The organism is Salipiger abyssi, from assembly GCF_017311415.1.
GTDB lineage: Bacteria > Pseudomonadota > Alphaproteobacteria > Rhodobacterales > Rhodobacteraceae > Salipiger > Salipiger abyssi_A.
On sequence record NZ_JAEKIS010000035.1, the window covers coordinates 1 to 20,969 of the forward strand.

General features: G+C 57.6%; 19 protein-coding genes and 1 pseudogene. 8 read left to right on the forward strand and 12 right to left on the reverse strand.

Annotated elements, in window-relative coordinates:
* Positions 1-116: 116 nt before the first annotated feature.
* The 6 genes and pseudogenes from I6N89_RS23940 to I6N89_RS25610 form a co-directional block, all read right to left on the reverse strand.
* A pseudogene (locus I6N89_RS23940) lies at positions 117-623 on the reverse strand (amino acid permease); the annotation flags it as partial.
* Positions 616-1,308 carry a TVP38/TMEM64 family protein gene (locus I6N89_RS23945; protein ID WP_028095411.1) on the reverse strand — a complete coding sequence of 231 codons (693 nt, stop codon included), beginning with the start codon at positions 1,306-1,308 and terminating at the stop codon, positions 616-618. The gene I6N89_RS23945 and the pseudogene I6N89_RS23940, both read right to left, overlap by 8 nt.
* Positions 1,305-2,753: a multicopper oxidase family protein gene (locus I6N89_RS23950; protein WP_028095412.1), complete on the reverse strand. Its 1,449-nt coding sequence runs from the start codon at positions 2,751-2,753 to the stop codon at positions 1,305-1,307. Before I6N89_RS23950 ends, I6N89_RS23945 begins: the two co-directional genes overlap by 4 nt.
* Positions 2,754-2,768: 15 nt before the next feature.
* On the reverse strand, positions 2,769-3,230 hold the full coding sequence (locus tag I6N89_RS23955; RefSeq protein WP_035367136.1) for a rhodanese-like domain-containing protein: 462 nt from the start codon (positions 3,228-3,230) through the stop codon (positions 2,769-2,771).
* 21 nt (positions 3,231-3,251) lie between these two features.
* Positions 3,252-3,638, reverse strand: a complete 387-nt coding sequence (locus tag I6N89_RS23960; RefSeq protein WP_009573613.1) for a DUF302 domain-containing protein — start codon at positions 3,636-3,638, stop codon at positions 3,252-3,254.
* 89 nt (positions 3,639-3,727) lie between these two features.
* Entirely contained in the window at positions 3,728-4,558 is an 831-nt protein-coding gene (locus tag I6N89_RS25610; RefSeq protein WP_229861857.1) for an EF-hand domain-containing protein, read from the reverse strand.
* Between I6N89_RS25610 and I6N89_RS23970 the strand changes: the two genes are divergently transcribed.
* The 8 genes from I6N89_RS23970 (at position 4,520) to lgt (ending at position 12,193) form a co-directional block, all read left to right on the forward strand.
* Positions 4,520-5,242: a response regulator gene (locus I6N89_RS23970; RefSeq protein ID WP_009573615.1), complete on the forward strand. Its 723-nt coding sequence runs from the start codon at positions 4,520-4,522 to the stop codon at positions 5,240-5,242. The genes I6N89_RS25610 and I6N89_RS23970 overlap by 39 nt on opposite strands.
* Complete coding sequence (locus I6N89_RS23975) at positions 5,239-6,624, forward strand: ATP-binding protein (protein ID WP_028095414.1); 1,386 nt, start codon at positions 5,239-5,241, stop codon at positions 6,622-6,624. Before I6N89_RS23970 ends, I6N89_RS23975 begins: the two co-directional genes overlap by 4 nt.
* A 22-nt stretch (positions 6,625-6,646) precedes the next feature.
* Complete coding sequence (locus I6N89_RS23980) at positions 6,647-6,946, forward strand: SHOCT domain-containing protein (protein WP_198431755.1); 300 nt, start codon at positions 6,647-6,649, stop codon at positions 6,944-6,946.
* A gap of 47 nt (positions 6,947-6,993) precedes the next feature.
* Positions 6,994-8,994 (forward strand): heme lyase CcmF/NrfE family subunit, encoded by a 2,001-nt coding sequence (locus I6N89_RS23985; protein ID WP_028095416.1) that lies wholly within the window; start codon positions 6,994-6,996, stop codon positions 8,992-8,994.
* 3 nt (positions 8,995-8,997) lie between these two features.
* Entirely contained in the window at positions 8,998-9,558 is a 561-nt protein-coding gene (locus tag I6N89_RS23990; protein WP_038068298.1) for a DsbE family thiol:disulfide interchange protein, read from the forward strand.
* 1 nt (position 9,559) lies between these two features.
* Positions 9,560-10,030, forward strand: coding sequence for a cytochrome c-type biogenesis protein (locus I6N89_RS23995; protein WP_028095417.1), 471 nt, complete (start codon positions 9,560-9,562; stop codon positions 10,028-10,030).
* Positions 10,027-11,190, forward strand: coding sequence for a c-type cytochrome biogenesis protein CcmI (gene ccmI, locus I6N89_RS24000; RefSeq protein ID WP_038068299.1), 1,164 nt, complete (start codon positions 10,027-10,029; stop codon positions 11,188-11,190). The genes I6N89_RS23995 and ccmI overlap by 4 nt, the downstream gene beginning before the upstream one ends.
* Positions 11,191-11,287: 97 nt before the next feature.
* Complete coding sequence (gene lgt / locus I6N89_RS24005) at positions 11,288-12,193, forward strand: prolipoprotein diacylglyceryl transferase (RefSeq protein ID WP_028095401.1); 906 nt, start codon at positions 11,288-11,290, stop codon at positions 12,191-12,193.
* A gap of 57 nt (positions 12,194-12,250) precedes the next feature.
* On the opposite strand, the gene I6N89_RS24010 is transcribed toward lgt, so the two are convergent.
* From I6N89_RS24010 to I6N89_RS24035, 6 genes are all read right to left on the reverse strand, one after another.
* Positions 12,251-12,733: a c-type cytochrome gene (locus I6N89_RS24010; RefSeq protein ID WP_028095400.1), complete on the reverse strand. Its 483-nt coding sequence runs from the start codon at positions 12,731-12,733 to the stop codon at positions 12,251-12,253.
* 121 nt (positions 12,734-12,854) lie between these two features.
* Entirely contained in the window at positions 12,855-15,215 is a 2,361-nt protein-coding gene (locus I6N89_RS24015; protein WP_009573624.1) for a copper-transporting P-type ATPase, read from the reverse strand.
* A 65-nt stretch (positions 15,216-15,280) separates the two neighbouring features.
* Positions 15,281-16,171 (reverse strand): ribose-phosphate diphosphokinase, encoded by an 891-nt coding sequence (locus tag I6N89_RS24020; RefSeq protein WP_009573625.1) that lies wholly within the window; start codon positions 16,169-16,171, stop codon positions 15,281-15,283.
* Entirely contained in the window at positions 16,171-17,685 is a 1,515-nt protein-coding gene (locus I6N89_RS24025) for a thymidine phosphorylase family protein (RefSeq protein WP_009573626.1), read from the reverse strand. The genes I6N89_RS24020 and I6N89_RS24025 overlap by 1 nt, the downstream gene beginning before the upstream one ends.
* Complete coding sequence (locus I6N89_RS24030) at positions 17,682-19,067, reverse strand: MBL fold metallo-hydrolase (protein ID WP_009573627.1); 1,386 nt, start codon at positions 19,065-19,067, stop codon at positions 17,682-17,684. The genes I6N89_RS24025 and I6N89_RS24030 overlap by 4 nt, the downstream gene beginning before the upstream one ends.
* 33 nt (positions 19,068-19,100) lie before the next feature.
* Positions 19,101-20,282, reverse strand: coding sequence for a YncE family protein (locus I6N89_RS24035; protein WP_229861855.1), 1,182 nt, complete (start codon positions 20,280-20,282; stop codon positions 19,101-19,103).
* Between the last annotated feature and the right edge of the window lie 687 nt (positions 20,283-20,969).

Sequence of the window (20,969 nt, forward strand, 5' to 3'; positions counted from 1 at the left end):
AACATCCCACACTGTGCTCCCCGATGATCTCGGGAGCATCATCACCATCAGTGTGAGGGGGTCATTTTTGGATGCCGATCACCCCCGCCACGGGGTCAATTTTGCATGCTTGTTCACATCCCAAACAGAGTGATACCGCCAACTTTCAGTACGGCGAGCAATTGGGAAATCCAGCCTACAGAGCGGTTGCCCGAGATGTTGACGACATAGGCTGCGATAATGAGAGCAACGCCTATTGCCGGAACCAGTAAGCCATCTGGTGCAATGCCCAGTCCACGGAGCAAATAGTTTGCGAAGGTCCGTGCGACTAGGCTTTCGTTAATGACCATTGACAGAGCCATAAGCAAAGCCGCTGCAGCGGCTACGGCGGTTGGTCCATAGGCCTTTTGCAGGATCATTCCAATTCCGCCAGCTGACGGGTAGGCATTGGACATTCTTATGTAAGTGTAAGCGCTGAAGGCTGTAACGATGGCTCCAACGATGAACACAAGTGGAAAGGTAGGGCCGGCCAGTTCCGCAATTTGGCCTGTGAGTGCCAGAATTCCGGCGCCAATCATGACACCAGTCCCCATGGCGACGGCATCCCAAAGAGAAATGCTGCCCGCTTTATAGTCGCTATTCATCGTCGATCTGCTTTCTATTTTTGAGGGTCAAAAAGACAAAAGGCAGTGCTGTCACAACCCCAAGTCCTATCGTGATCCATTCAGCCGTTCCCCAATCCCCTGACATGGCCACAGCTCCAAAATGGGCAAGAACAAAACTCGCCGGCAAAATCCCGGCAAAAGTTGCCAGCATGAAGCGCCATAGATGAAGTTGGCTCAAGCCCGCAACATAGCTGATTGCATCGAAAGAAACGAATGGAAGCAGGCGGGACGCAAACACTGATAACATCAGAGCCTTTTGCGACCCCAACAGCCCGAACTCTGAATATTTACCCAAAAAACGCCGAACTGTGCTTCGACCGAGTTTTCGCGCGATGACAAATGCGATTGTAGCACCGAGCTCCGAGCCTATGGCTACGTAGGCGGCTCCGAGATAGTGGCCAAATGCAGCCCCGGCGGCTAGTGCGATTGGTGCGCTCGGTATGGGGCTTGCGACAATCGCGAGGGCCATGAGTGCAATAACCGCGAGGGGGCCAACGGCTCCGGCATTTTCAATATGGCGCTGCACTTCAGCCTGTGAAAAGGCGACCCCAAGATTGCTCAGAGAAACCGTGCCCGAAAAAAGGCCGAAAACTGCAAGAGACAGAACAGTTGCTATCGCCAAACAACCAATCAGGCGACCATATCCCCATGCTTGCACGATCATGTGACCGTGAACTGCGCCATCATTCCTCCATCTTCGTGTTCAAGGATGTGACAGTGATACATGAAGGGATTGGCGCGATCTGCCGTCTGCTCAAAGCTGACCAGGATATCGACACGGCCATTTACGAGCACGGTATCCTTCCAGCCAGAATTTTGTATGCTTGGTTTCTTTCCGTTTTCGGCGAGCACCTGAAACCTCACGCCATGAACATGAAACGGGTGCATCATCATGTTTGAGGAGACTTGCCAAATCTCGGTCGCCCCCTTCGAAAGAGACAAGTCTATCCTCCCCATGTCGAAGGACTGCCCATTGATCGCAAACCGATCATTCGACCTACGCATCATCATGCCCATCCCCATTGGCATATCGAGTGTGATCTGACGTGTATTGACTGATCGGGCCTCACTGTCAGGCAGGACGCCGCCCAAGTCGGCGGGTATTTCCAGAATGCGGGCAGGAAGTCTCACATCCACACCAAAGGGTAGAACTACGAAGCTCCCCCCAGCAGTGCTCGCGCCGCCCATCATCCCACCCATCATCTGATTGGGATTTGCAGAGGATACCAGCGTGCCAGCCTCTCCTCCCGAAAAATCGACGAGGACTTCGTATCGTTCGCCGGGAGCGATCACGAGGGACTCAATTGCGACAGGTTGATTAAGATAGCCACTGTCCGTCGCGATGAGGTGCATCTCGCGACGGTCAGAAAACGATAGGGGATAAATCCTCGCGTTCGAGCCGTTGAGCAAGCGCAAACGGACAATACCGCGAGGGACGACAGCCTGGGTGCCTAGCTGACCGTTAACAAGAATGACATTTCCCATGAAACCCATCATCTGATCTGGCATAGACAGGCCATAATCGATGCGGCCCTGCCGGTCGAACCGGCGGTCTTGCAGAACCAATGTCAAATCATCGACGCCGTATGAGATCGGGAGACCCCGAGCATCGTCCCGACCGTCATCAACGTGGATCACACCGGCCAATCCCCTTTGAACTTGTCGTCCGGTGTCGCCATGAACGTGCGAGTGGTACCAAAGAGTAGCGGGTGGTTGTGTCAGATCCAGTTCGGGAGACCAAGTCGTGCCCGGTTCAATCGTCTGGTGTGGGCCGCCGTCAACTTCGCCGGGTATCAGCATACCGTGCCAGTGCACCGAGATTTTCTCTGACAGCGTATTGTCGATCTGTGCTTGCGTCGAAGCTCCTGCGGGAAGACGTAGTGTAGGCCCCAAAAAGGATTGGTTGAACCCCCAGGTTTCGCCGCCGCCCAGTCCTGTAAAATCGGTCTTGCCCTTTTGGGCAGTCAGACGGAAATGCCGATCGCGGGTTGCGTCGAGCAATGGTGGCATAGCCAACGCCCTGACACTCTCCTGTGCGATGGCCGCCAGCGGACCTGTGGCAAACGGCAGGCCAGCCAAGCCGGCGATGAAGGCTCTACGATTGGTCATGGTATAGCTTGTGTCTCACGCTAGCTCACTTGGGAGGGCGGCCAGTGCGGCTTCTCTTGTTACTGTCGGCAGACCTTGCTCGATCCAGCCGGATCTCCCCGGGGCGCCAAGCATCCCGCCTACGGCGTCAACAAAGCCGGCAGCTTTCGCTTCACGCAACTTGCTCATTACGAGACCTGAGCGATGGCCGGTCCGACAAATCAGGGCGACCGGGCGTCCCGCAGCAAGATCGCGGGCGGCGAAGAGGCGCTCCCCGAACCGCGGATGGGTCATGTCGATTGGCCACGCCCCCTCCGCGACGCCGGTATCTTGCCATTCCTCGGGTCTGCGGATGTCCACAAGCCTTGCCAAATCGCTTTTCAGCGCATCATGGAGAGTATCGAGCGCCCATACGTCATGGTTGTCAGCCCAAGCTGGCGAATAGGCAAGCAAGGTGCTCGATGCGAACAGGCCAAAAGTTTGACGGCGGCTCAGCATGGTCTGCCTCCTCAGTTTAGTTTATGCGTTGTCAACCGCAGATCGCAGCATATCGCGCACCTGCGCGGCGACTTCGTGCAGCTTCTCATTCTCGACAGCGGCCATCGAAGCCACAGGATCAACAGCGCTGATTTCAGTGCCGTTTTCGACCGTCCGCAAGATCACGTTGCAAGGCAGCATCGATCCTATACGGGGCTCCAGCCCAATGGCCTCCCATGCCATATGAGGGTTGCACGCACCCAGAATGCGGTATCCATCCATGTCGCGGTCAATCTTTTTCTTCATTGTTGCCTGGACGTCGATTTCGGTCAGTACACCAAATCCCTTTTCTTTCAGGGCTTCGCGCAGGCGCATCTCCGCATCATCAATCGCCGTATTGGGCAGATGTCTGTTGTAGGTATAACTCATTTTGAGCCCTCTCGATCTTGTTCAGGCAAACCCAAAGCGCCGAACCGTTGACGGGCTTGCCTGAATGGGGAAATTCTGAACGACGGGGTTCAGTTGTCTTGGTCCGTCATCATTCCGGGATTTGCTGTCATACCCTGTGCCATGTTGTCGGCAGGGGCGACTATTTCGCCTTGAGAAATCTGGCCGTCGCCATCAGCATCGAGCATCTGGAAACGATCGACCATGGTCTCGCGCATCGCCTTGGCGTGAAGCGACGCGAATTCGTCAATCGAGAGCGTGCCGTTACCGTCGGCGTCATAGTCCGACAGCATCGACTGAAGGCCCTCATGCGCCTCTTCGGGAGACACTGCGCCGTTTCCATCCATATCGAACATTGACATCATGTTGCCCCCCATCATCGGGAACATACCTTGACCGGTTGTGCTTGGTCCCATGATGCTGCCGTTTCCGCTCATCATGCCCGAATGCATTTGCATCATCATGCGCATCATGCCGTGCATCATCTGAAGATGCTCGGCCATCTGACTGGGATCCATCATGCCGCCACCCATCAGCATTCCGGGCCCGCCCGTCCCTGCCATCGGTTGAGCAAGTACATTGGGAGAGACGCTTTCAGCGCCCGCAGCTTGGTGATGGCTGTCATCGGCGAGCGCAGCACCTGCTGTGAGAACGGCAACCAGAAGACCGGTAGAAATTTTTGTTGAGTAGGACATTTTGAAGCCTTTCCTTCTTTTGACCTCATACAACTTGGCATCAAACATTTGAATGTAAGGACGTACACCCGTGGATTTGTATCCGTCTGTCGCAATGGACAGGGGCTGATACAATTGGCGACAAAAAGGAACCTGACCGTCTGATTTCCAATGCTTTAGAAGGGCCCCATGCAACACGCGCCACATATTCTCGTCGTGGATGACCATGAACAGATCCGGAAAAGTGTAACCCGCTATCTGGAAAAGAATGGCATGCGAGCAACCGCTGCCAAGGATGCGGCGGAGATGGACGCGAAGCTGGCTGTCGGAAGCTTCGACCTACTGGTCCTGGATATCATGATGCCTGGCGAGGATGGCCTTTCCGTTTGCCAACGTCTGTCAAGCGAAGGGCGACTGCCGATCATCATGTTGACCGCGCTCGGTGAAGATGCGGACCGTATTGTCGGTTTGGAGATCGGTGCGGACGATTATCTTCCCAAGCCGTTTAATCCACGCGAACTCCTTGCGAGGATCAAAGCCGTCCTGCGAAGAAGCGAGCACAAAGAAGCCTTCACCGGATCTCTGAGCGGCCGCAAAGTCCGCTTTGCACACCTTACCTTGGATGTAGACCGGCAGGTGCTTCTCGACGACGCGGGACAAGAGACCGCTCTTACGGTCGCAGAATTCAAACTGCTGACGGTCCTTCTGGAGCGCCCTCGGATGGTGTTGAGCCGCGATCAGTTGCTAGATCTTTCTCAGGGCATTTCCGCTGGTCCGTTGGACAGGAAAATTGACAACCAGATTTCGCGCCTTCGGCGAAAGCTCGAGCCCGACATTCTCCGTCCACGTATTATCAAGACGATCAGAAGCGGCGGCTACTGCCTGTCGGTCGACGTCGAGGTGTCCGAATGATCTGGCGGCTCCTACGATCTCTCCGGATCCAACTCGTTCTTCTCATCATTATCGCGTTGGGGATCGCACAGTTTGTCAGCCTGTGGCTCTTCGCCGATGAACGAAGCCTCGCCATACGGGCTGCTCTTGGGTTTGAGGCAGCTGGACGAGCGGCAAATGTTGCGCGCTTGATTGAAGAGGCACCCGCTGACCTGCGCCCATCAATTATCCGCGCGGCGAACTCGCCCCTTGTTCGCTTTGACCTCGGGACGAAGCCGCTTGTGCAACATAGCGACCATTCGGATGGCGGGTTGGTTGAAACCCGCGTCCGCGCACTCCTGAACGACAGCTACAGTCGCGACATTCGTGTAGAGCTTCACCAGATCCAAGGCGCGATCCTGCCGCTACCGAACCTGTCGCACGAAATGACCGAGATGCACTTGGCCATGATGCGAGGTGAACTGTCCGCTATCGAGATGAACCTTTCAATTTCGATCGCCGGTGGCCAGTGGTTGAACGTAAGTACGCGCTTTGAGCGTCCGCCGATCCAGTGGCCGCTTTATTCCATGCTGACATTTGGTCTGACGGCAATGGCCCTGTTGGTCGCAGTGAGCTGGTTTGTCATGACCGGACTGCTGGGCCCTCTGCGGCGATTGGCCGGGGCGTCGGAACGATTGGGGCGTGGAGAAGACATAGACGCGTTGCCAGAACGGGGACCCCAGGAGGTTCGGGAGCTGACCGCTGGTTTCAACCGCATGCAGGACAGGCTGACACGGTTCGTTGCCGACCGAACGAGGGTTCTGGCGGCCCTTGGACATGATCTTCGATCTCCGCTTACCGCAATGAGAGTACATTCAGAAATGGTAGAGGAAGACGAAACCCGAGAGAGTCTCGTCGCAACCGTCGAAGAAATGCAGTCGATGGTGGAAGCAACCCTTACCTTCGCGAAAGGTCTCTCAGGGAACGAACCAATGCAGGATGTTGACCTGCAATCGTTCCTAGAAGCTCTGCGGGGGGATATGGTCGTACCGTTTGTGCTCTCTGACGGCCCCGAAGTCACGGTTCGATTGCGCCCCAATGCCATTCGACGGGCATTGCGAAACGTGATCGAGAACGCGGTGCGCTACGGCGGGTCCGCAACGCTGGGCTGGATATCAGCCGATGGGGAAATAGAAATTTCCGTCACTGACAGAGGGCCGGGGATTCCAACCGCAGAATTGGAACGCGTATTTGACCCATTCTTCAGGCTTGAAGAAAGCCGATCTCTGGAAACCGGCGGGCATGGGCTGGGCCTGTCGATCGCAAGGTCCATTCTTCGCGCGCAGGGTGGGGAGATCAGTCTGGCGAACCACCCGGACGGCGGGCTTATCGCGACAATTCGATTGCCAGTTGCTGAAACATGAAATGACAGAAAAGGAAACCGACATGCTTAGACTTACCAACACAACCGCAGCATTCACGCTGTTCGCGACGGCCGCCATGGCGGACCCAGGCGGAGATTATTACGGCCACATGTGGGGCGGTGGATTTGGAATGCTGGGAGGGCTGATGATGATCGTGTTCTGGGGCGTGATTATTGCGCTGATATTCTTCGCCGTTCGCTGGTTCAGCGAAAAGGACCGTGTTTCCGGGTCTAGTGCTCAGGACATTCTCAGGGATCGCTTCGCGCGCGGTGAGATTGATGAAGACGAGTATCGCAAGCGCAAGGCCGCTTTAGACGACTGAGAAACTGATCACCAGTCGATCCCACTGCCAAAGATCATGAGGCTCCTATGACCCCGGAACTCGGCCATTTTGTGCTGGCCCTCGCATTGGCGTTGGCCATCGTCCAATCGACTATTCCTCTTTTCGGCGCGGCCCGGGGCAATCTTCTCTGGATGCGTTCAGCCCGGTCAACTGCTTTTGGGCAGGTCGTCTTCGTCGGACTTGCCTTTGCCGCCTTGATGCGCGCTTTTGTTGTCTCTGATTTCACTGTTTTGAACGTCGCGAACAATTCGCATTCGCTGAAACCAATGATCTTCAAAGTCGCGGCGACTTGGGGAAGTCATGAAGGATCGTTGCTGCTCTGGGTCTTCATTCTGACCATCTTCGGTGCTGCGGTTGCTGCTTTCGGCTCAAACCTACCGGAAACACTTCGAGCGCGAACTTTGGCAATGCAGGCATGGATCAGCGTCGGGTTTCTGTCCTTCCTTCTCTTTACATCCAATCCGTTCGAGCGCGTCTTTCCTCCGCCGCTTGATGGCGCTGACCTCAATCCTCTGCTCCAGGATATCGGCCTCGCGATGCACCCGCCGCTGCTGTATTTTGGATATGTCGGCTTCTCGATCGTCTTTTCGTTTGCAGCCGCAGCCTTGATCGAGGGACGGATCGACACAGCCTGGGCAAGATGGGTTCGACCCTGGACACTGGCCGCGTGGATCAGCCTGACTGCGGGGATAGCTCTCGGATCGTGGTGGGCATATTACGAACTGGGTTGGGGTGGATGGTGGTTCTGGGACCCGGTTGAAAATGTCAGTTTTATGCCCTGGCTTCTCGGGACAGCACTTCTCCATTCGGCGATTGTCACTGAAAAGCGTGACGCGTTCAAAAGCTGGACAATCCTGCTCGCGATCTTGACGTTTTCGCTGTCACTCCTCGGCACATTTGTGGTTCGGTCTGGCTTGCTGACCTCTGTGCATGCTTTTGCCGTGGATCCGGAGCGAGGCCTATACATTCTTGGCCTGCTTGCGATTTCAATTGGTGGCTCACTTGCACTCTATGCGTGGCGGGCGCCAATGATGGAAGGTGGCGGGTTGTTTAAGCCGATTAGTCGAGAGGCAGGGTTGTTGCTAAACAACCTGATCCTGGCTACAGCGACTGGCACGGTTCTGTTCGGTACGCTTTATCCGCTGTTTCTCGAAGCCGTTTCTGGTGACAAGATTTCCGTCGGTCCGCCGTTCTTCAATGGCGCGTTCGTACCAATGATGCTCCCCTTGGTTTTTGTCATGGGTCTCGGGCCGTTTTTGTCCTGGAAACGAGCCGATCTGGTCGGAGTGCTTCAACGTGTCCGCTTCGTGGTGGTGCTGGCGGTGCTGGCAACGCTCGCAATTTGGTATTTCGCCAAAGGCGGGCCCGTGTTGGCATATCTTTCGATCCTCATCGCGCTTTGGTTGTTTTTTGCTTCCTTACGTGAATGGGCGCTGCGGGTTCGTTTGTTCGAGGTTCCGCTCCAGGAAAGCATCCGGCGTGCCCGCAATTTGCCCCGCGCGGCGCATGGAATGACGCTCGCTCATGCGGGAGTTGCGGTCTTGATGATCGGCATGATTGGCTCTTCGGTTTGGAAATCTGAAGAGATCGCATTTGTAGAGCCCGGCACGAGTGTCAACATTGCGGGATTTGATGTCACATTTGAAGGTGTGCAGCGCGTTCGTGGCCCGAACTATATTGCGGATCAGGGAACCCTGCGCGTCGAAAGGGGCGGCTCTTTCGTGACGGCTCTCAAACCTGAGCGGCGCAGCTATCCGGTCGCACAAAGTACGACAACAGAATCGGCGATACGGTCAACCCTGGCGGGAGACCTATACGCTTCGATCACGGAACCCTCTCTGGACAAAGCCGAAGAGAGCGGTGCCTGGACTCTGCGTATTCTCTATGAGCCATTCGTCGGCTTGCTTTGGTTGGGTGCGGCCATGCTTGTCATAGGCGGCAGTCTGTCCTTGTCCGATCGCCGCTTCCGTGTCGGGGCACCCCAAAGCTCCAAGGCACGATCCACGAAACCGGTCGCAGCGGAGTGAGCAATGAAACGAGCTGTAGCGATTATTCCCTTGGTACTGGCAGTGATTGTCGGCGGATTTTTCTTGTGGGGCCTGAATCCCAATCGTGACCCAAGCGAGATTCCTTCGGTTCTCATTTCTCAGCCAGCTCCCTCGTTCAATCTCGGGCCGGTGCCGGGTCTTGATGTACAGGGACTGTCTCGGGAAAACCTGCTCGGAAACCCAACGCCAGTCGTCGTCAATGTCTTCGCTTCCTGGTGCGTTCCCTGTCGTGCCGAACACGCGGTTCTGAGCGCTTTGGTTGAGCGCGATGGCGTGCGTTTGTTCGGGATCAACTACAAGGATCAACCCGCAGACGCGGTCAATTGGCTTCGAAATCTCGGGAACCCGTACGAACGTATTGGCTCGGATCTGTCAGGTCGTGCCGGGATCGAGTGGGGGATTTCGGGTGTGCCCGAGACATTCATTGTCGGAGGCGATGGAACGGTGCTCTACCGATACGTCGGCCCGATCGTCGGTGAAGAGGCTGTATCAGCCTTTCGCCAAGCTCTCCGACAAGCGGGTGTGTTAGAGGAGAGGAGCTGACATGCGTAGTTTCTTCCTTGTGTTGGCACTCATCATGCCAATGTCTGCGCAGGCTGTTGAGCCCGACGAAATCCTCTCCGATCCAATCCTCGAGGCTCGGGCACGGGAGGTTTCCAGGCAGCTTCGCTGCGTAGTTTGCCAAAATCAGGATATTGACAGCTCGAACGCCGGCGTTGCGCGCGACCTACGACTTTTGGTCCGGGAACGGTTGGTTGCGGGTGACACGAACGAAGATGCAATTGCTTTCATCCAAGCGAGATACGGCGACTACGTTCTACTGAAGCCTCCGTTTAAACCCGAGACCTACGCTCTCTGGTTTACCCCCCCACTCCTTGGGCTCTTGGCTCTGGGGATCGGTGGCGGCATCCTGATGGGCTCTCGAAAAAGAAAAAAAATCGCAGACCTGAGCGATGACGAGGAGGCCGAGGTCGCACGCATTTTCACTTCATCCAGCGAAGGGGACCACCGATGATATGGATTGCAATGGCAGTCCTCGCCTTGACTGCCTCAGGGATTGTTGCGGCTTCGGCGTGGAAGCCTGCCTTGGTGCAAGGTCCGGCCGAAGACAGGACTCTCGCAGTTTTGAAGGACCAGTTGTCTGAAGTCGATCGGGATGCTGAACGCGGCCTGCTTTCAGTCGCAGAGGCGCATGCGGCGCGACAGGAAATCAAGCGGCGGGTTCTCTCCGTGGGGAGAGTAAAAAACACCGGGGAATCCAGCGGCGGCGGCAGGGTCATACTCATGGCTGCTGCGGTCTTTGTGCCGCTGTTCGCGGCGGGGTATTACAGTTTTGCTGGAGCGCCAAACCTATCCAGCATCGCTTTCGAGGATCGCCAGGCAGAGGTCGCGCAAAATCGTGAAATCGAAGCGTTGGCGCAGAAGCTATTGCAGCGGTTGCAGGCGGATTCAGAAGGCGGAGCCTTGGAGGGCTGGATGCTCCTTGGACAGACCTTCATGAAATTGGGCCGCGCTTCGGATGCCGCATCGGCCTACGAGCGTGCAACACAATCCATGAATGCCGATTCTGCTGTGTTTTCGATCTATGCGGAAGCTCTCATCGTTTCCGAACAGGGGATCGTGACACCCCAAGCGAAGCGGGCCATTGCAAGAGCACTTGAGCTCGATCCGACCAATCCTGCTGGAACTTTTTACGATGCTGTCGGGCTTGCGCAAGCGGGTGCGAATGAGCAGGCCTACAATCGTCTTCTCACGCGATTGGACGAAGTGGATGGGTTCGCACCCTGGATGGAAACATTTGTCGCGGAAGCAAACCGGATAGGTGCGGCACTAGGCCGAGCGCCTATCAGTTTGTCGGATTATGCTCCAGTAATGTCAGGCAATTCGCCCGGCCCCACTGCTGCAGATGTCGAAGCGGCCAGCCAGATGGATGATGTCGATCGAGATGCATTTATCCGATCCATGGTGGAACGTTTGGCAACACGCCTTGAGGCTGAACCAGACGATATCGATGGATGGATGCGTCTTGGCAGGGCCTACAGGGTGCTCGGCGAAACTGACCTCGCCTTGAACGCGTACAGTCGAGCCAAAGAGCTATTGGTGCCCGTTTCCTCCGAAGACCCGCGCCAAAGTGTCATTTTGCAGTCCTTGGAAGAACTCCAGTCGGGCCAATAGCCCGCGGAAGCTTCACTCGCGATGAACAAACCATGAGAGAGCACGAACGGCGTATGTGCACGATCCGACCTCACCCGAATGACTAGAAAGAATGTCCATGCCTTTGTCCGCACTTCCGTTCCCAAATATCGGGCCGGATATATTTTCGGTTGAGATCGGCACGTTTACGTTGACTCTCCGCTGGTATGCGTTGGCCTATATCATCGGCCTTCTCGTCGGCTGGAGAATTTGTGTTGCCACGGTCAAACGCGCCGCTCTGTGGCCTGCATCGGGCGCCCCGCTAACACCGCGCCAAATTGAGGATCTTTTGACCTGGATTATCATCGGGGTGATCGTTGGCGGGCGGTTAGGGTTCGTGATGTTCTATCAGCGCGGGTTCTATCTTGCCAATCCGTTAGAAATTCTGAAGGTCTGGCAAGGGGGAATGTCATTTCATGGTGGGTTTGCTGGAGTAACCATTGCCGCGCTTGTTTATGGCATCCGTCAGCGTATGCCGCTCCTGAGCATGGCTGACCTTCTCGCTCTGGCAACGCCTCCGGGCTTGTTCTTGGGCCGGATCGCAAATTTCATAAACAATGAACTATGGGGCCGCCCATCGGACATGCCCTGGGCCGTCATATTTCCCGGTGACGCAGCGCAATCATGCCCGGGAATAACCGACATTTGCGCACGGCATCCTTCGCAACTGTACGAAGCCCTTTTGGAAGGCCTGTTGCTTGGCTTCGCTCTCCTATTCCTTGCGTGGCGGCGCGGATGGCTTAGGACACCAGGGGCAATTTGCGGGCTCTTCCTGGCCGGATATGGTTTTGCGAGAAGTTTTGTAGAGTTGTTTCGCCAGCCCGACGCTCAATTCGCAGACGTGAACAATCCGATTGGGTATGTTGTGCAGTTTGGTGACTGGGGGCTTACGATGGGGCAAGTCCTTTCCTTGCCGATGTTAGCCGCGGGATTTGGATTACTTTGGCTGGCGCAGAAGCGGTCCGCCATAGGATCGGCATCTTAGGGCGCAAATGAAACTTTCGACGCATTGCCTTATTCTACTGCGATATCCCCTGACGCTTCAGTCGTGATCCTCCTCACCCATTTGGTGCATCATTTCTTCAATCTTTTCGGGGATGTCGCCGGCAGAGAATGCCTTCTGTTCTTCGGAATCGTGAACGAACGCGATGATATCGGCAAGCTCCTGACCTGTGAATTCAATTTGCCCGCCGAGCTCATCCTCTTGGGCAGCGACCATCGCCGGCGCGCCGCGCCACATTCGGGCGGCAAATTCAAACGGGTTCATTGGCAGGTCCATATACGCTGCATCAAGGGCGGGGGCATCCTCGCCTCCGACCCCGTTGATAGAATGACAAACGACACAGCCTTTCGAGGCGAACAGCGCACGCCCCTTGGCTGCATCCATGTTTGGCAGGAACAGTCCGGAGCTCATCATCTGACTCATCGCCCCATTATCTGTCATATGCCCGCTGTCTTGGGCGCCGACTGGCAGCCCCCACACCACAGCAATGGCTAAGATCATCTGTCTGGAAATGTAGGTCATTTTGGTCTCCTTGGTTTGCAGGTGATTGTCTGAACGCTGTTGCCCCTTCTCCGGCGATGGATTGTACCCAATACTGTTTATTGAACGGTCTGATGGACCTCGCGATCGTTCTTGTTTCCCCTCAAATCTGCGCGCGCCGTAGCCGAAGGGAGTTTAGGACGACCGAGATTGAGGAAGCGCTCATGGCAAAGGCCGCAAACATCGGACTGATCAAGATCCCGAGGAATGGGAACAAGATCCCCGCAGCGACGGGCACGCCCGCAGTGTTGTAGATCAGAGCAAAGAACAGGTTCTGGCGTATGTTCCGCATGGTCGCGCGGGCGAGTTTGCGCGCACGCACGATACCGTCGAGGTTCCCTTTGACGAGCGTGAACCCTGCGCTCTCAATGGCCACATCGGCGCCGGTGCCCATGGCAATCCCGACATCGGCCTGAGCCAGGGCAGGTGCATCGTTGACACCGTCGCCGGCCATGGCAACCTTGTGCCCCTTGGCCTGAAGTTCCTTGATGATCTTCGCTTTGTCTTCCGGCATCACATCGGCGCGGATCTCGTCGATGCCTAGACTGGACGCGACGGCCCTAGCGGTACGCTCATTGTCTCCCGTCGCCATGATAATACGGAACCCAAGTGCGTGCAGTTCCTTCAGGGCGGCCGGTGTGGTCGCCTTTACCGGGTCTGCGACGCTGACAAGACCGGCAACGTCATTCTCGACGACGACAAACATAACCGTTTCGCCATTATCCCGACGGGCATCCGCCTTGTCCCGAAGCTCTGCTGCATCAAGTCCGAGGTCAGTCAGGAGTTTCACGTTGCCGAGCGCCACTACCCGCCCGTCCACCGTGCCTTTGACGCCCTTGCCGGTGACCGCCTCGAAGGCGTCGGCTTTTGCCAGGTCGACGCCACGCTCTTCAGCACCGCGTACGATGGCTTCCGCGAGAGGATGCTCGGAGCCGCGTTCCAGCGATGCGGCAAGCCGAAGCACTTCTACCTCATCGTGACCCGGTTCAGGGTAGACGCCGACAAGTTTCGGCTTGCCTTCCGTCAGCGTGCCGGTCTTGTCGACGATCAGGGTATCGACCTTCTCGAACCGTTCCAGTGCCTCTGCATTCCTGATCAGGACACCCGCCTGCGCGCCGCGCCCCGTCGCCGTCATGATAGACATCGGTGTCGCAAGGCCGAGGGCACAGGGACAAGCGATGATGAGAACGGCAACGGCCGCAATAAGAGCATAGGAAAGGGCCGGGACCGGGCCCCAAATGGCCCAGCCAATGAAGGCCAGCACGGCGATGCCAATAACTGCAGGCACGAAATATCCGGAGACCTTGTCGGCGTATTTCTGGATCGGCGCGCGAGACCGCTGCGCATTGGCCACCATCTCGACGATTTGGCTCAGCATCGTGTCGGCGCCGACGCGCGTCGCCTCCATGATCAGGCTGCCGGTTCCGTTGATCGTGGCGCCCGTTACAGGGTCTCCTCCGACCTTTTCTACCGGTACCGGCTCGCCCGTGATCATGCTTTCGTCAACTGAGGACCTGCCTTCGACGACCATACCATCGACCGGCACCTTGTCACCGGGTCGCACACGTAGTCGGTCGCCGACCTGGACCTGTTCCAATGGAACCTCTTCCTCGCTTCCGTCGTCGCGGATAATACGTGCCGTCTTGGCGGCCATATCCAGAAGAGCACGGATCGCCTTGCCAGTGCCTTCGCGAGCGCGCAGCTCCATCACCTGTCCCACAAGGACCAGCGTGACGATCACAGCCGCCGCCTCGAAATAGACGCCGACATGCCCTTCGGCATCCCGGAACCCATCGGGGAATATGCCCGGTGCCAGGACGGCGATGATGCTGAACAGCCATGCGGCGCTTACACCCATGGCAATGAGACTGAACATATTGAGGTTCCTTGTCCGGAACGAGTTCCAGCCACGAACAAGGAAAGGCCAGCCGGACCAAAAGACAACGGGTGTCCCGAGCGCGAGTTCGACCCAGAGGGTGACGCGTTCACCGAATATCTCGCGCACCCCGCTCAGGCCAAGATAGGGGCCCATGGTCAGCACAAGGAGCGGTACGGTCAAAATGGCCCCCACCCAGAAACGACGGCTGAAGTCCACAAGCTCCGGGTTCGGGCCTTCCGCTTCCATGGCGGCCGATTCCAGTTCCAGCCCCATACCGCAGATCGGACAAGACCCGGGATGCGTCTGGCGCACCTGAGGGTGCATCGGACAGGTATAAACCGGGCCAGTGTAGTCGTTGGGAACCGAGTCCAAGTGGTTTGGCTCCACCGCGTCGCCCGTGTGCTGATGATGGGCGTGGTGTTGCGAGGGCTCGCCCTCCGGCACCAGATGCATCTGGCATTTCGGGCAATCTCCCGGTTCGGCGCGGCGTACCTCGGGGTGCATCGGGCAAGTGAAGACCGTGCCCGCGTAGCCAGAAGGAACTTGATCGTCAGATCCGTTGGCATGTTCGTGATGGTTGTTCATTCGGGGATCCTTTCCCGTATTTCTAGCTCATTGCCTCAAACCTAATTCTTCCAGTAACTGGAAGGTCAAGTGGCGCATTGAGCAACTTTCATTTCTGTCGCTAACAGCTCGCCGACGCAGACTGCGTTCGTTGAGTGTGGAATCGTATCGGTACTGACGATCCGCGCGGCACCGGCATGGCGGATTGCTTCCTCTGCGCCGTGTGCGAAAACCGCGTGGATAATTACGCAAGTCGCAGGTCGGGCACCGGCCTGCTCGAGTTGTTCGAGCGTTCGGATCAGCGTGTGTCCGGACGAGGCGATATCATCGAGGATCACGGGTGTCCCCTGTCGGAAAACGGCGCTGCCCGGCAGGCTGATCTCGACCTGCCGATCCCCGGAGCGATGTTTTGTCAGCACTTCGTAGGGGCGTCCGGCGAGCCTGGCGACTTCAGCCACCCATTGCTGGCTTTCGCTGTCAGGCCCAAGGAGCACGGCCTCTGGAACGTTCGCCGCAATCCAGTCGGCCAGCAGAGGGGCTGTGGCGACACGATATGCGGGAATGCGGAACAGCGCTGAAAGGCTCGGGTTGCGATGCAGATGGGGGTCAGCGGTCATCACCCAGTCGAAACATTCATCAAGAAATCCCGCGAAGATCGGGGCGCTCACAGCTTCGCGTGGATGAAACCGCTTGTCCTGGCGCATGTAGCCAAGATAGGGCGCGACCAGCCCCACACGCGCGGCCCCAAGTTCGCGCGCCGTCAGAGCTGCGAAACGCAGAGGCAACGCCAGCCGATCAGGATCGCGCAACGTGGCGAGGAAGGCGATTTCGCGTCCTGCAGGATCGCCGCCGAGCTTCACGAGGGTTTCACCATCGGGAAAATGGTGCAAGTCCACCGGCTGGATTTCGGCACCGGATGTCGCCGCCATTCTGCGCGCCAATGGCTCCATGCCGGGAAAGGGGGCGATAATGGTCATCAGTTTGCCTCCTCAATTGTGCAAAGTCCCAATTGCGCCTCGGCATAGGAGCGGGCGTATTCCAGTTCTCCCAGCGTTTCGGCGTGGATCTCGAACAGCGGCTTGCCAAATTCGATATGGTCACCGATCTGGACCAGAAGGCGCAGCCCTGCGAGCTGCTGCCGCGGTGCGCCGGCGAGTTTCGCTGTGCGCGCGATGCGGCGATTGTCAATCGCAATGAGGCGCCCCGCCGTGCGGGAGGTGATCACCGCATGATAACGCGCCTCACCGGGCTCAGTGAAACCGCCTTGTGCATCGCAAATCGCAATGAACTTCGCCTCGGCAGCGCCGCTGTCGAGCAGCTGTGCGGCCACCTTTCGCCCGCCCGCGCCGCCCGTCTCGGGGACAAGGTCCAGCAGCGCTCCAGCGATGTCGAGTGCACGGTCGCGCAGGTCGACAGGGAAGTTCTCGTTGCGGCGTAGCACGGCAAGGACATCTTGGGCTTCAAGTGCGGGTCCAATTCCGCGTCCGACAGGTGCAGTCCCGTCGCTTTGATGGATCGAGAGCGTCAGGCCGATGGCCTTGCCAACGGCGCGGAGCCGCTCTGCCAGCGCAGCGGCGGTTTCCGCCGAGCGGACCTTGGCCGTTGGTCCGACGGGCACATCGATCAGCACGCGCTTCGCACCGACCGCAGCCTTCTTCGACAAGACGCTCGCCACCAGCTGTCCGTCGCTGTCGAAATCGAGTGGCCGTTCAATCCGGATCAGAACATCGTCCGCAGGGCTGAGAGCGAGGTTGCCCCCCCAAACGATGCACCCGCCCTCAGCCTCGACGACGCGTCTCAACGCGGGGATGTCGAGCGAGACGGGAGCCATGACCTCCATCGTGTCGGCCGTGCCTGCGGGGGAAGTGATCGCGCGAGAAGAGGTCTTGGGGATCATCAGCCCCGCCGCCGCGATGATCGAAACGATGATCGGCGTGGTGCGGTTTCCTGGAAGCCCCCCGACGCAATGCTTGTCGTAGATCTCGGCGCCGCCCCAATCCAGCGTTTCGCCCGCCGCCTGCATGGATCGGGTCAGTGCGATGGTTTCCGCAATCGAAAGCCGGTCGCCCGCGCAGGCGGTGATGAAGGCTGCCAGATCGAGATCGGAGAGACGATGATCGAGGACGTCACGAATGATTGCGTCGAACCTTTGCTGCTCAAGGGTTTCTCCATAGACCTTGGCGCGGATCGCTGAGACGGAGTCCGGTGGCTCCGGGTGCGTAAAACTTGCCCGGTCCCCCGGTTGGGGCTTCAGGGCGGCCCAGGCTTCTTCCGACAAGGCGGCAGTGTCGTCGGGCAGCCAGTCGCCATTGGTCAACACGTTCAGCGTGGCAATCACCGACCTGTCGCCGAGCGTGACCTCGATCCGGGTCAGGGCTGCGAAGCCTTCGGCGCGGCAGACGTGGCAGTCTTCGCGCATGAAGACAACGGGTTGCCGGTAAGTGTCGATCCCCGCGCGGGACAGGGCGAGCGTATTGTCGATTTCTGTCATTTTGGATTGTCCAGCCGGATCGTTTCGAGGTGTTCGGGGGCGCGGGCAGGCCAGCCGAGTTCATGTTCGATCCGCCAGCGCAGCCGGTCCGAGGCAGAAGGTTCGCCGTGAGTCACATAGGTCATGCGCGGCGCGCGATCCGACGCGCGCATCCAGGCCAGCAACTCTTCGGCATCGGCATGTCCGGAAAAGGCTTCGAGCTGGATCACCTCTGCCCTGATCGGGAAATCTCGACCGAACATGCGCAGACTGTCCGCGCCAGCGGCCAGTGCCGCCCCGCGGGTACCGCCAGCCTGAAAGCCCGACAGCAGGATTGCGTTGCGCGGGTCGCCGCCGAAGCTGGCGAGGTGATGCAGGATCCGCCCGCCGGTCAACATGCCGCTCGCCGAAATGATGATCATCGGGCCATGCTGCGTGTTCAGCTTCTTCGACTCCTCGACCGAAGTGACCCGCTTGGCGATCTGGAACATCGCAAGGCAATCCTCCCAGGCAACGTGATGTTCTTCGTGATGGCCGTGGTAGATTTCGGTCGCGTCGATCGCCATTGGCGAGTTGAGATAAACCGGCACATATGGGATCTCGCCGCGGTTTTGCAGGCGTGCAATGTGATACATAAGCCCCTGCGCGCGCCCAACCGCGAATGAGGGGATGAGAACCGTACCGCCCCGCCCGAAAACACGTTTCAGGATTGGCAGAAGCTCTTCCTCCGCGTCGATGGCTGCGTGATGGCGATTGCCATAGGTGGATTCACAAACCAACACGTCCGCACCTGAGAACGGTTGTGGCGGTCGCATCAGTGCGTCGTTCTGTCGGCCGAGGTCGCCACTGAAGTGGATTGTCCTTCCTGGCAGTCTGATACGGATCTGCGCCGCACCGAGCAAATGGCCCGCCGGGATGAACTCTGCGGATATTCCGTCACCAACATCGACTGTGCTGTTGAAGGGAACTCTGTGCAAATGCTCAAGCGCCGCCTGAGCATCTTTCAACGTGTAGAGCGGCTTGGGGTTCTTGTGCTTGGAGTATCGGTGCCTTTTGGCAAAACGTGCCTCCTCTTCCTGGATATGGCCGCTGTCCGGCAGGATCAGGCCGCAGAGTTCCTCCGTCGCTTCGGTACACATCACCTTCCCTCGATACCCGCCGCGGATCAGCGCAGGCAGATAGCCTGAATGATCGAGATGCGCGTGCGTCAGAAGTACGGTGTCAATGGTGGTGGGGCGTACCGGAAACGCCTTGCGGTTGCGGTCCCGCAGCGATTTGAAGCCTTGAAACAAGCCACAATCAACTAGAATGCGGCGATCCCCGGTTTCAATCAGATAGCGCGATCCGGTTACTGTTCCGGCGGCTCCCAGAAAACGAAGTGTTGGGCGAGTGTCCTGTGCCATGATCCTGTGCCTTTCATTCCCATCGGCAGCCCTTCAGGGAAGCGCCACCATCTGATGTCCTTCTCCTTCGACAGAAACTGTTTCACGCGTTTGCAGTGAGCTGGTATCGATGAGCCAAACCACGGGCTCTGCACGGCTTGAGACATAAAGGATGTCGGAGCCTGGAATTACCGTCAGGTGGTAGGGTTCTGGTGCAAGCGTGGCTGTGCGCACTTCCCCGGTAGCGAGTGCAACTGAGGCGAGTTTGTCCTCTCCCCTACCCGCGACGAACAAAGTTGCCCCATCATTTGACAGCCCCAGTCCATGAATCTCGCCGCCAATTTCGAAGGTCCGCAGCTTTTCACCGGTACTCAAAGACAGTTCCAGAACCTGACCTGCGTCCGCGTCTGCGACAAAGAGTCGATCAGTTTCGGGCGAAACCGCCATATGTTCCGGGGTGTCACCTGCAATGAAGTTGCGACGAACGATACCCCGCGACAGATCTACTTCGCTGATCGTTCCGTTACCGGTGTTGGAGACGTAGACGAGATTTGGATCAGTTCCGAACGCTGCATAGTTCGGCATCGATCCAGTCGGGACAAATGCCGTCATGCCGAAAGTCGCCAAGTCAATCACCGATATTCCGTCACCTGCCGGATGGGTCGCAACGGCAAAGCGTCCATCAGGGGAAACTGCCGTATGATGTACGGCACCCGGCACCTCTATCCGGCGGAGGATATCGCCACTTTTTGCGTCCAGAATCGAGAGAAGACTGATCCCGGCATCCGGTGGCCCCATTGGCGCGGCCTTTGGTGCGTGGTGCGCGGCGTGATCGTCTGCAGACACGGTGGAGGGCTTTTCTAGCGACGCGACATCCTCGCGCGGGATCTCCGAATAGCTGCCGGCGACCAGATACGGCACGCCGGGTGCGCCTGCGAGACCGTGGACCGCCTCGACATCATTGATCCGACGCAGGACTTTTCCAGTCTCCGCCTGAACCATCAGGACTGAATTGGCGCTGCCCTCTGGAATGAAGACCGTAGGCGGAGCGGCCAAAGCTGGTGCTGACACGAACAAAGTGGCGAGCGTATAGGCGATGCGGGACGACATGTTCATTTTTGGAACCTTTATCTGGTCGAGATCATGCGGTGGCCGTGGCGAGGGCAGAAAACCGGCGGATCCACGGTTGATAGGAGCGAATGAAGTGAGGAGCGCGGTCAGGTAGAATCCGGACATCCAGACTACGAGCCTGTCGAAAAACCTAAGCGTCACGATTGGCGTAAAAGCCGAAAGGGAGGCGCTTCGCTACCTCGCTGACTGGAATGCTCAGAAGAGAATGGGGACGTGTATGAATTCGTCATCGGCGAAAGACGCCGATTGCCGCCACGACATTACCATTCGCGTGCTACGGTTCGAAACTACTGCGCTGACAAGCCCGTTAGGGATCAGAGCAGCGGCGCAACCGGGATGAATTCCGCAATCCGCGTCCAGAATAACGTGGACGGAGGAATTTGCGTCGGTGACCTGAACAATCTGCGTCTCTAACCCGGCAGGCTCGCCCTCATGCGCATGCAAACCATCGGCAATGAGACCGAAAAACAAGGCTCCGATCAATATCAGGACGAAGCTGACGCGAATACGCGACACTCTTCTGACATCGATATGTGGCCTTGATCGCATGATTTGAGTCCTTCCTAGGTGATTATAACACGCTATCCAGATGGTGTGGTTGATCTAAATCAGGGCGTTAAATGCTGCCTGACTCGGCGTCCTTGATGCGCAGCTTAGGCGAAATTACTCAGTCTGTAGAGCGTCAACCTCCTTGGCCGCTACCGACAACCTCCTTGGCCGGTTTTGACCGCTGCGTTCTTCGTTGATGTTACTGTGGGGTTTCCTCCTCGAGCTTGTCGCTGATGTTGTCGC

Coding starts and splice junctions, on each gene's coding strand:
- I6N89_RS23945 (WP_028095411.1), bottom strand. CDS start 1,308: ATGATCGTGCAAGCATGGGGATATGGTCGCCTGATTGGTTGTTTGGCG.
- I6N89_RS23950 (WP_028095412.1), bottom strand. CDS start 2,753: ATGACCAATCGTAGAGCCTTCATCGCCGGCTTGGCTGGCCTGCCGTTT.
- I6N89_RS23955 (WP_035367136.1), bottom strand. CDS start 3,230: ATGCTGAGCCGCCGTCAAACTTTTGGCCTGTTCGCATCGAGCACCTTG.
- I6N89_RS23960 (WP_009573613.1), bottom strand. CDS start 3,638: ATGAGTTATACCTACAACAGACATCTGCCCAATACGGCGATTGATGAT.
- I6N89_RS23970 (WP_009573615.1), top strand. CDS start 4,520: ATGCAACACGCGCCACATATTCTCGTCGTGGATGACCATGAACAGATC.
- I6N89_RS25610 (WP_229861857.1), bottom strand. CDS start 4,558: ATGGTCATCCACGACGAGAATATGTGGCGCGTGTTGCATGGGGCCCTT.
- I6N89_RS23975 (WP_028095414.1), top strand. CDS start 5,239: ATGATCTGGCGGCTCCTACGATCTCTCCGGATCCAACTCGTTCTTCTC.
- I6N89_RS23980 (WP_198431755.1), top strand. CDS start 6,647: ATGCTTAGACTTACCAACACAACCGCAGCATTCACGCTGTTCGCGACG.
- I6N89_RS23985 (WP_028095416.1), top strand. CDS start 6,994: ATGACCCCGGAACTCGGCCATTTTGTGCTGGCCCTCGCATTGGCGTTG.
- I6N89_RS23990 (WP_038068298.1), top strand. CDS start 8,998: ATGAAACGAGCTGTAGCGATTATTCCCTTGGTACTGGCAGTGATTGTC.
- I6N89_RS23995 (WP_028095417.1), top strand. CDS start 9,560: ATGCGTAGTTTCTTCCTTGTGTTGGCACTCATCATGCCAATGTCTGCG.
- ccmI (WP_038068299.1), top strand. CDS start 10,027: ATGATATGGATTGCAATGGCAGTCCTCGCCTTGACTGCCTCAGGGATT.
- lgt (WP_028095401.1), top strand. CDS start 11,288: ATGCCTTTGTCCGCACTTCCGTTCCCAAATATCGGGCCGGATATATTT.
- I6N89_RS24010 (WP_028095400.1), bottom strand. CDS start 12,733: ATGACCTACATTTCCAGACAGATGATCTTAGCCATTGCTGTGGTGTGG.
- I6N89_RS24015 (WP_009573624.1), bottom strand. CDS start 15,215: ATGAACAACCATCACGAACATGCCAACGGATCTGACGATCAAGTTCCT.
- I6N89_RS24020 (WP_009573625.1), bottom strand. CDS start 16,171: ATGACCATTATCGCCCCCTTTCCCGGCATGGAGCCATTGGCGCGCAGA.
- I6N89_RS24025 (WP_009573626.1), bottom strand. CDS start 17,685: ATGACAGAAATCGACAATACGCTCGCCCTGTCCCGCGCGGGGATCGAC.
- I6N89_RS24030 (WP_009573627.1), bottom strand. CDS start 19,067: ATGGCACAGGACACTCGCCCAACACTTCGTTTTCTGGGAGCCGCCGGA.
- I6N89_RS24035 (WP_229861855.1), bottom strand. CDS start 20,282: ATGTCCGGATTCTACCTGACCGCGCTCCTCACTTCATTCGCTCCTATC.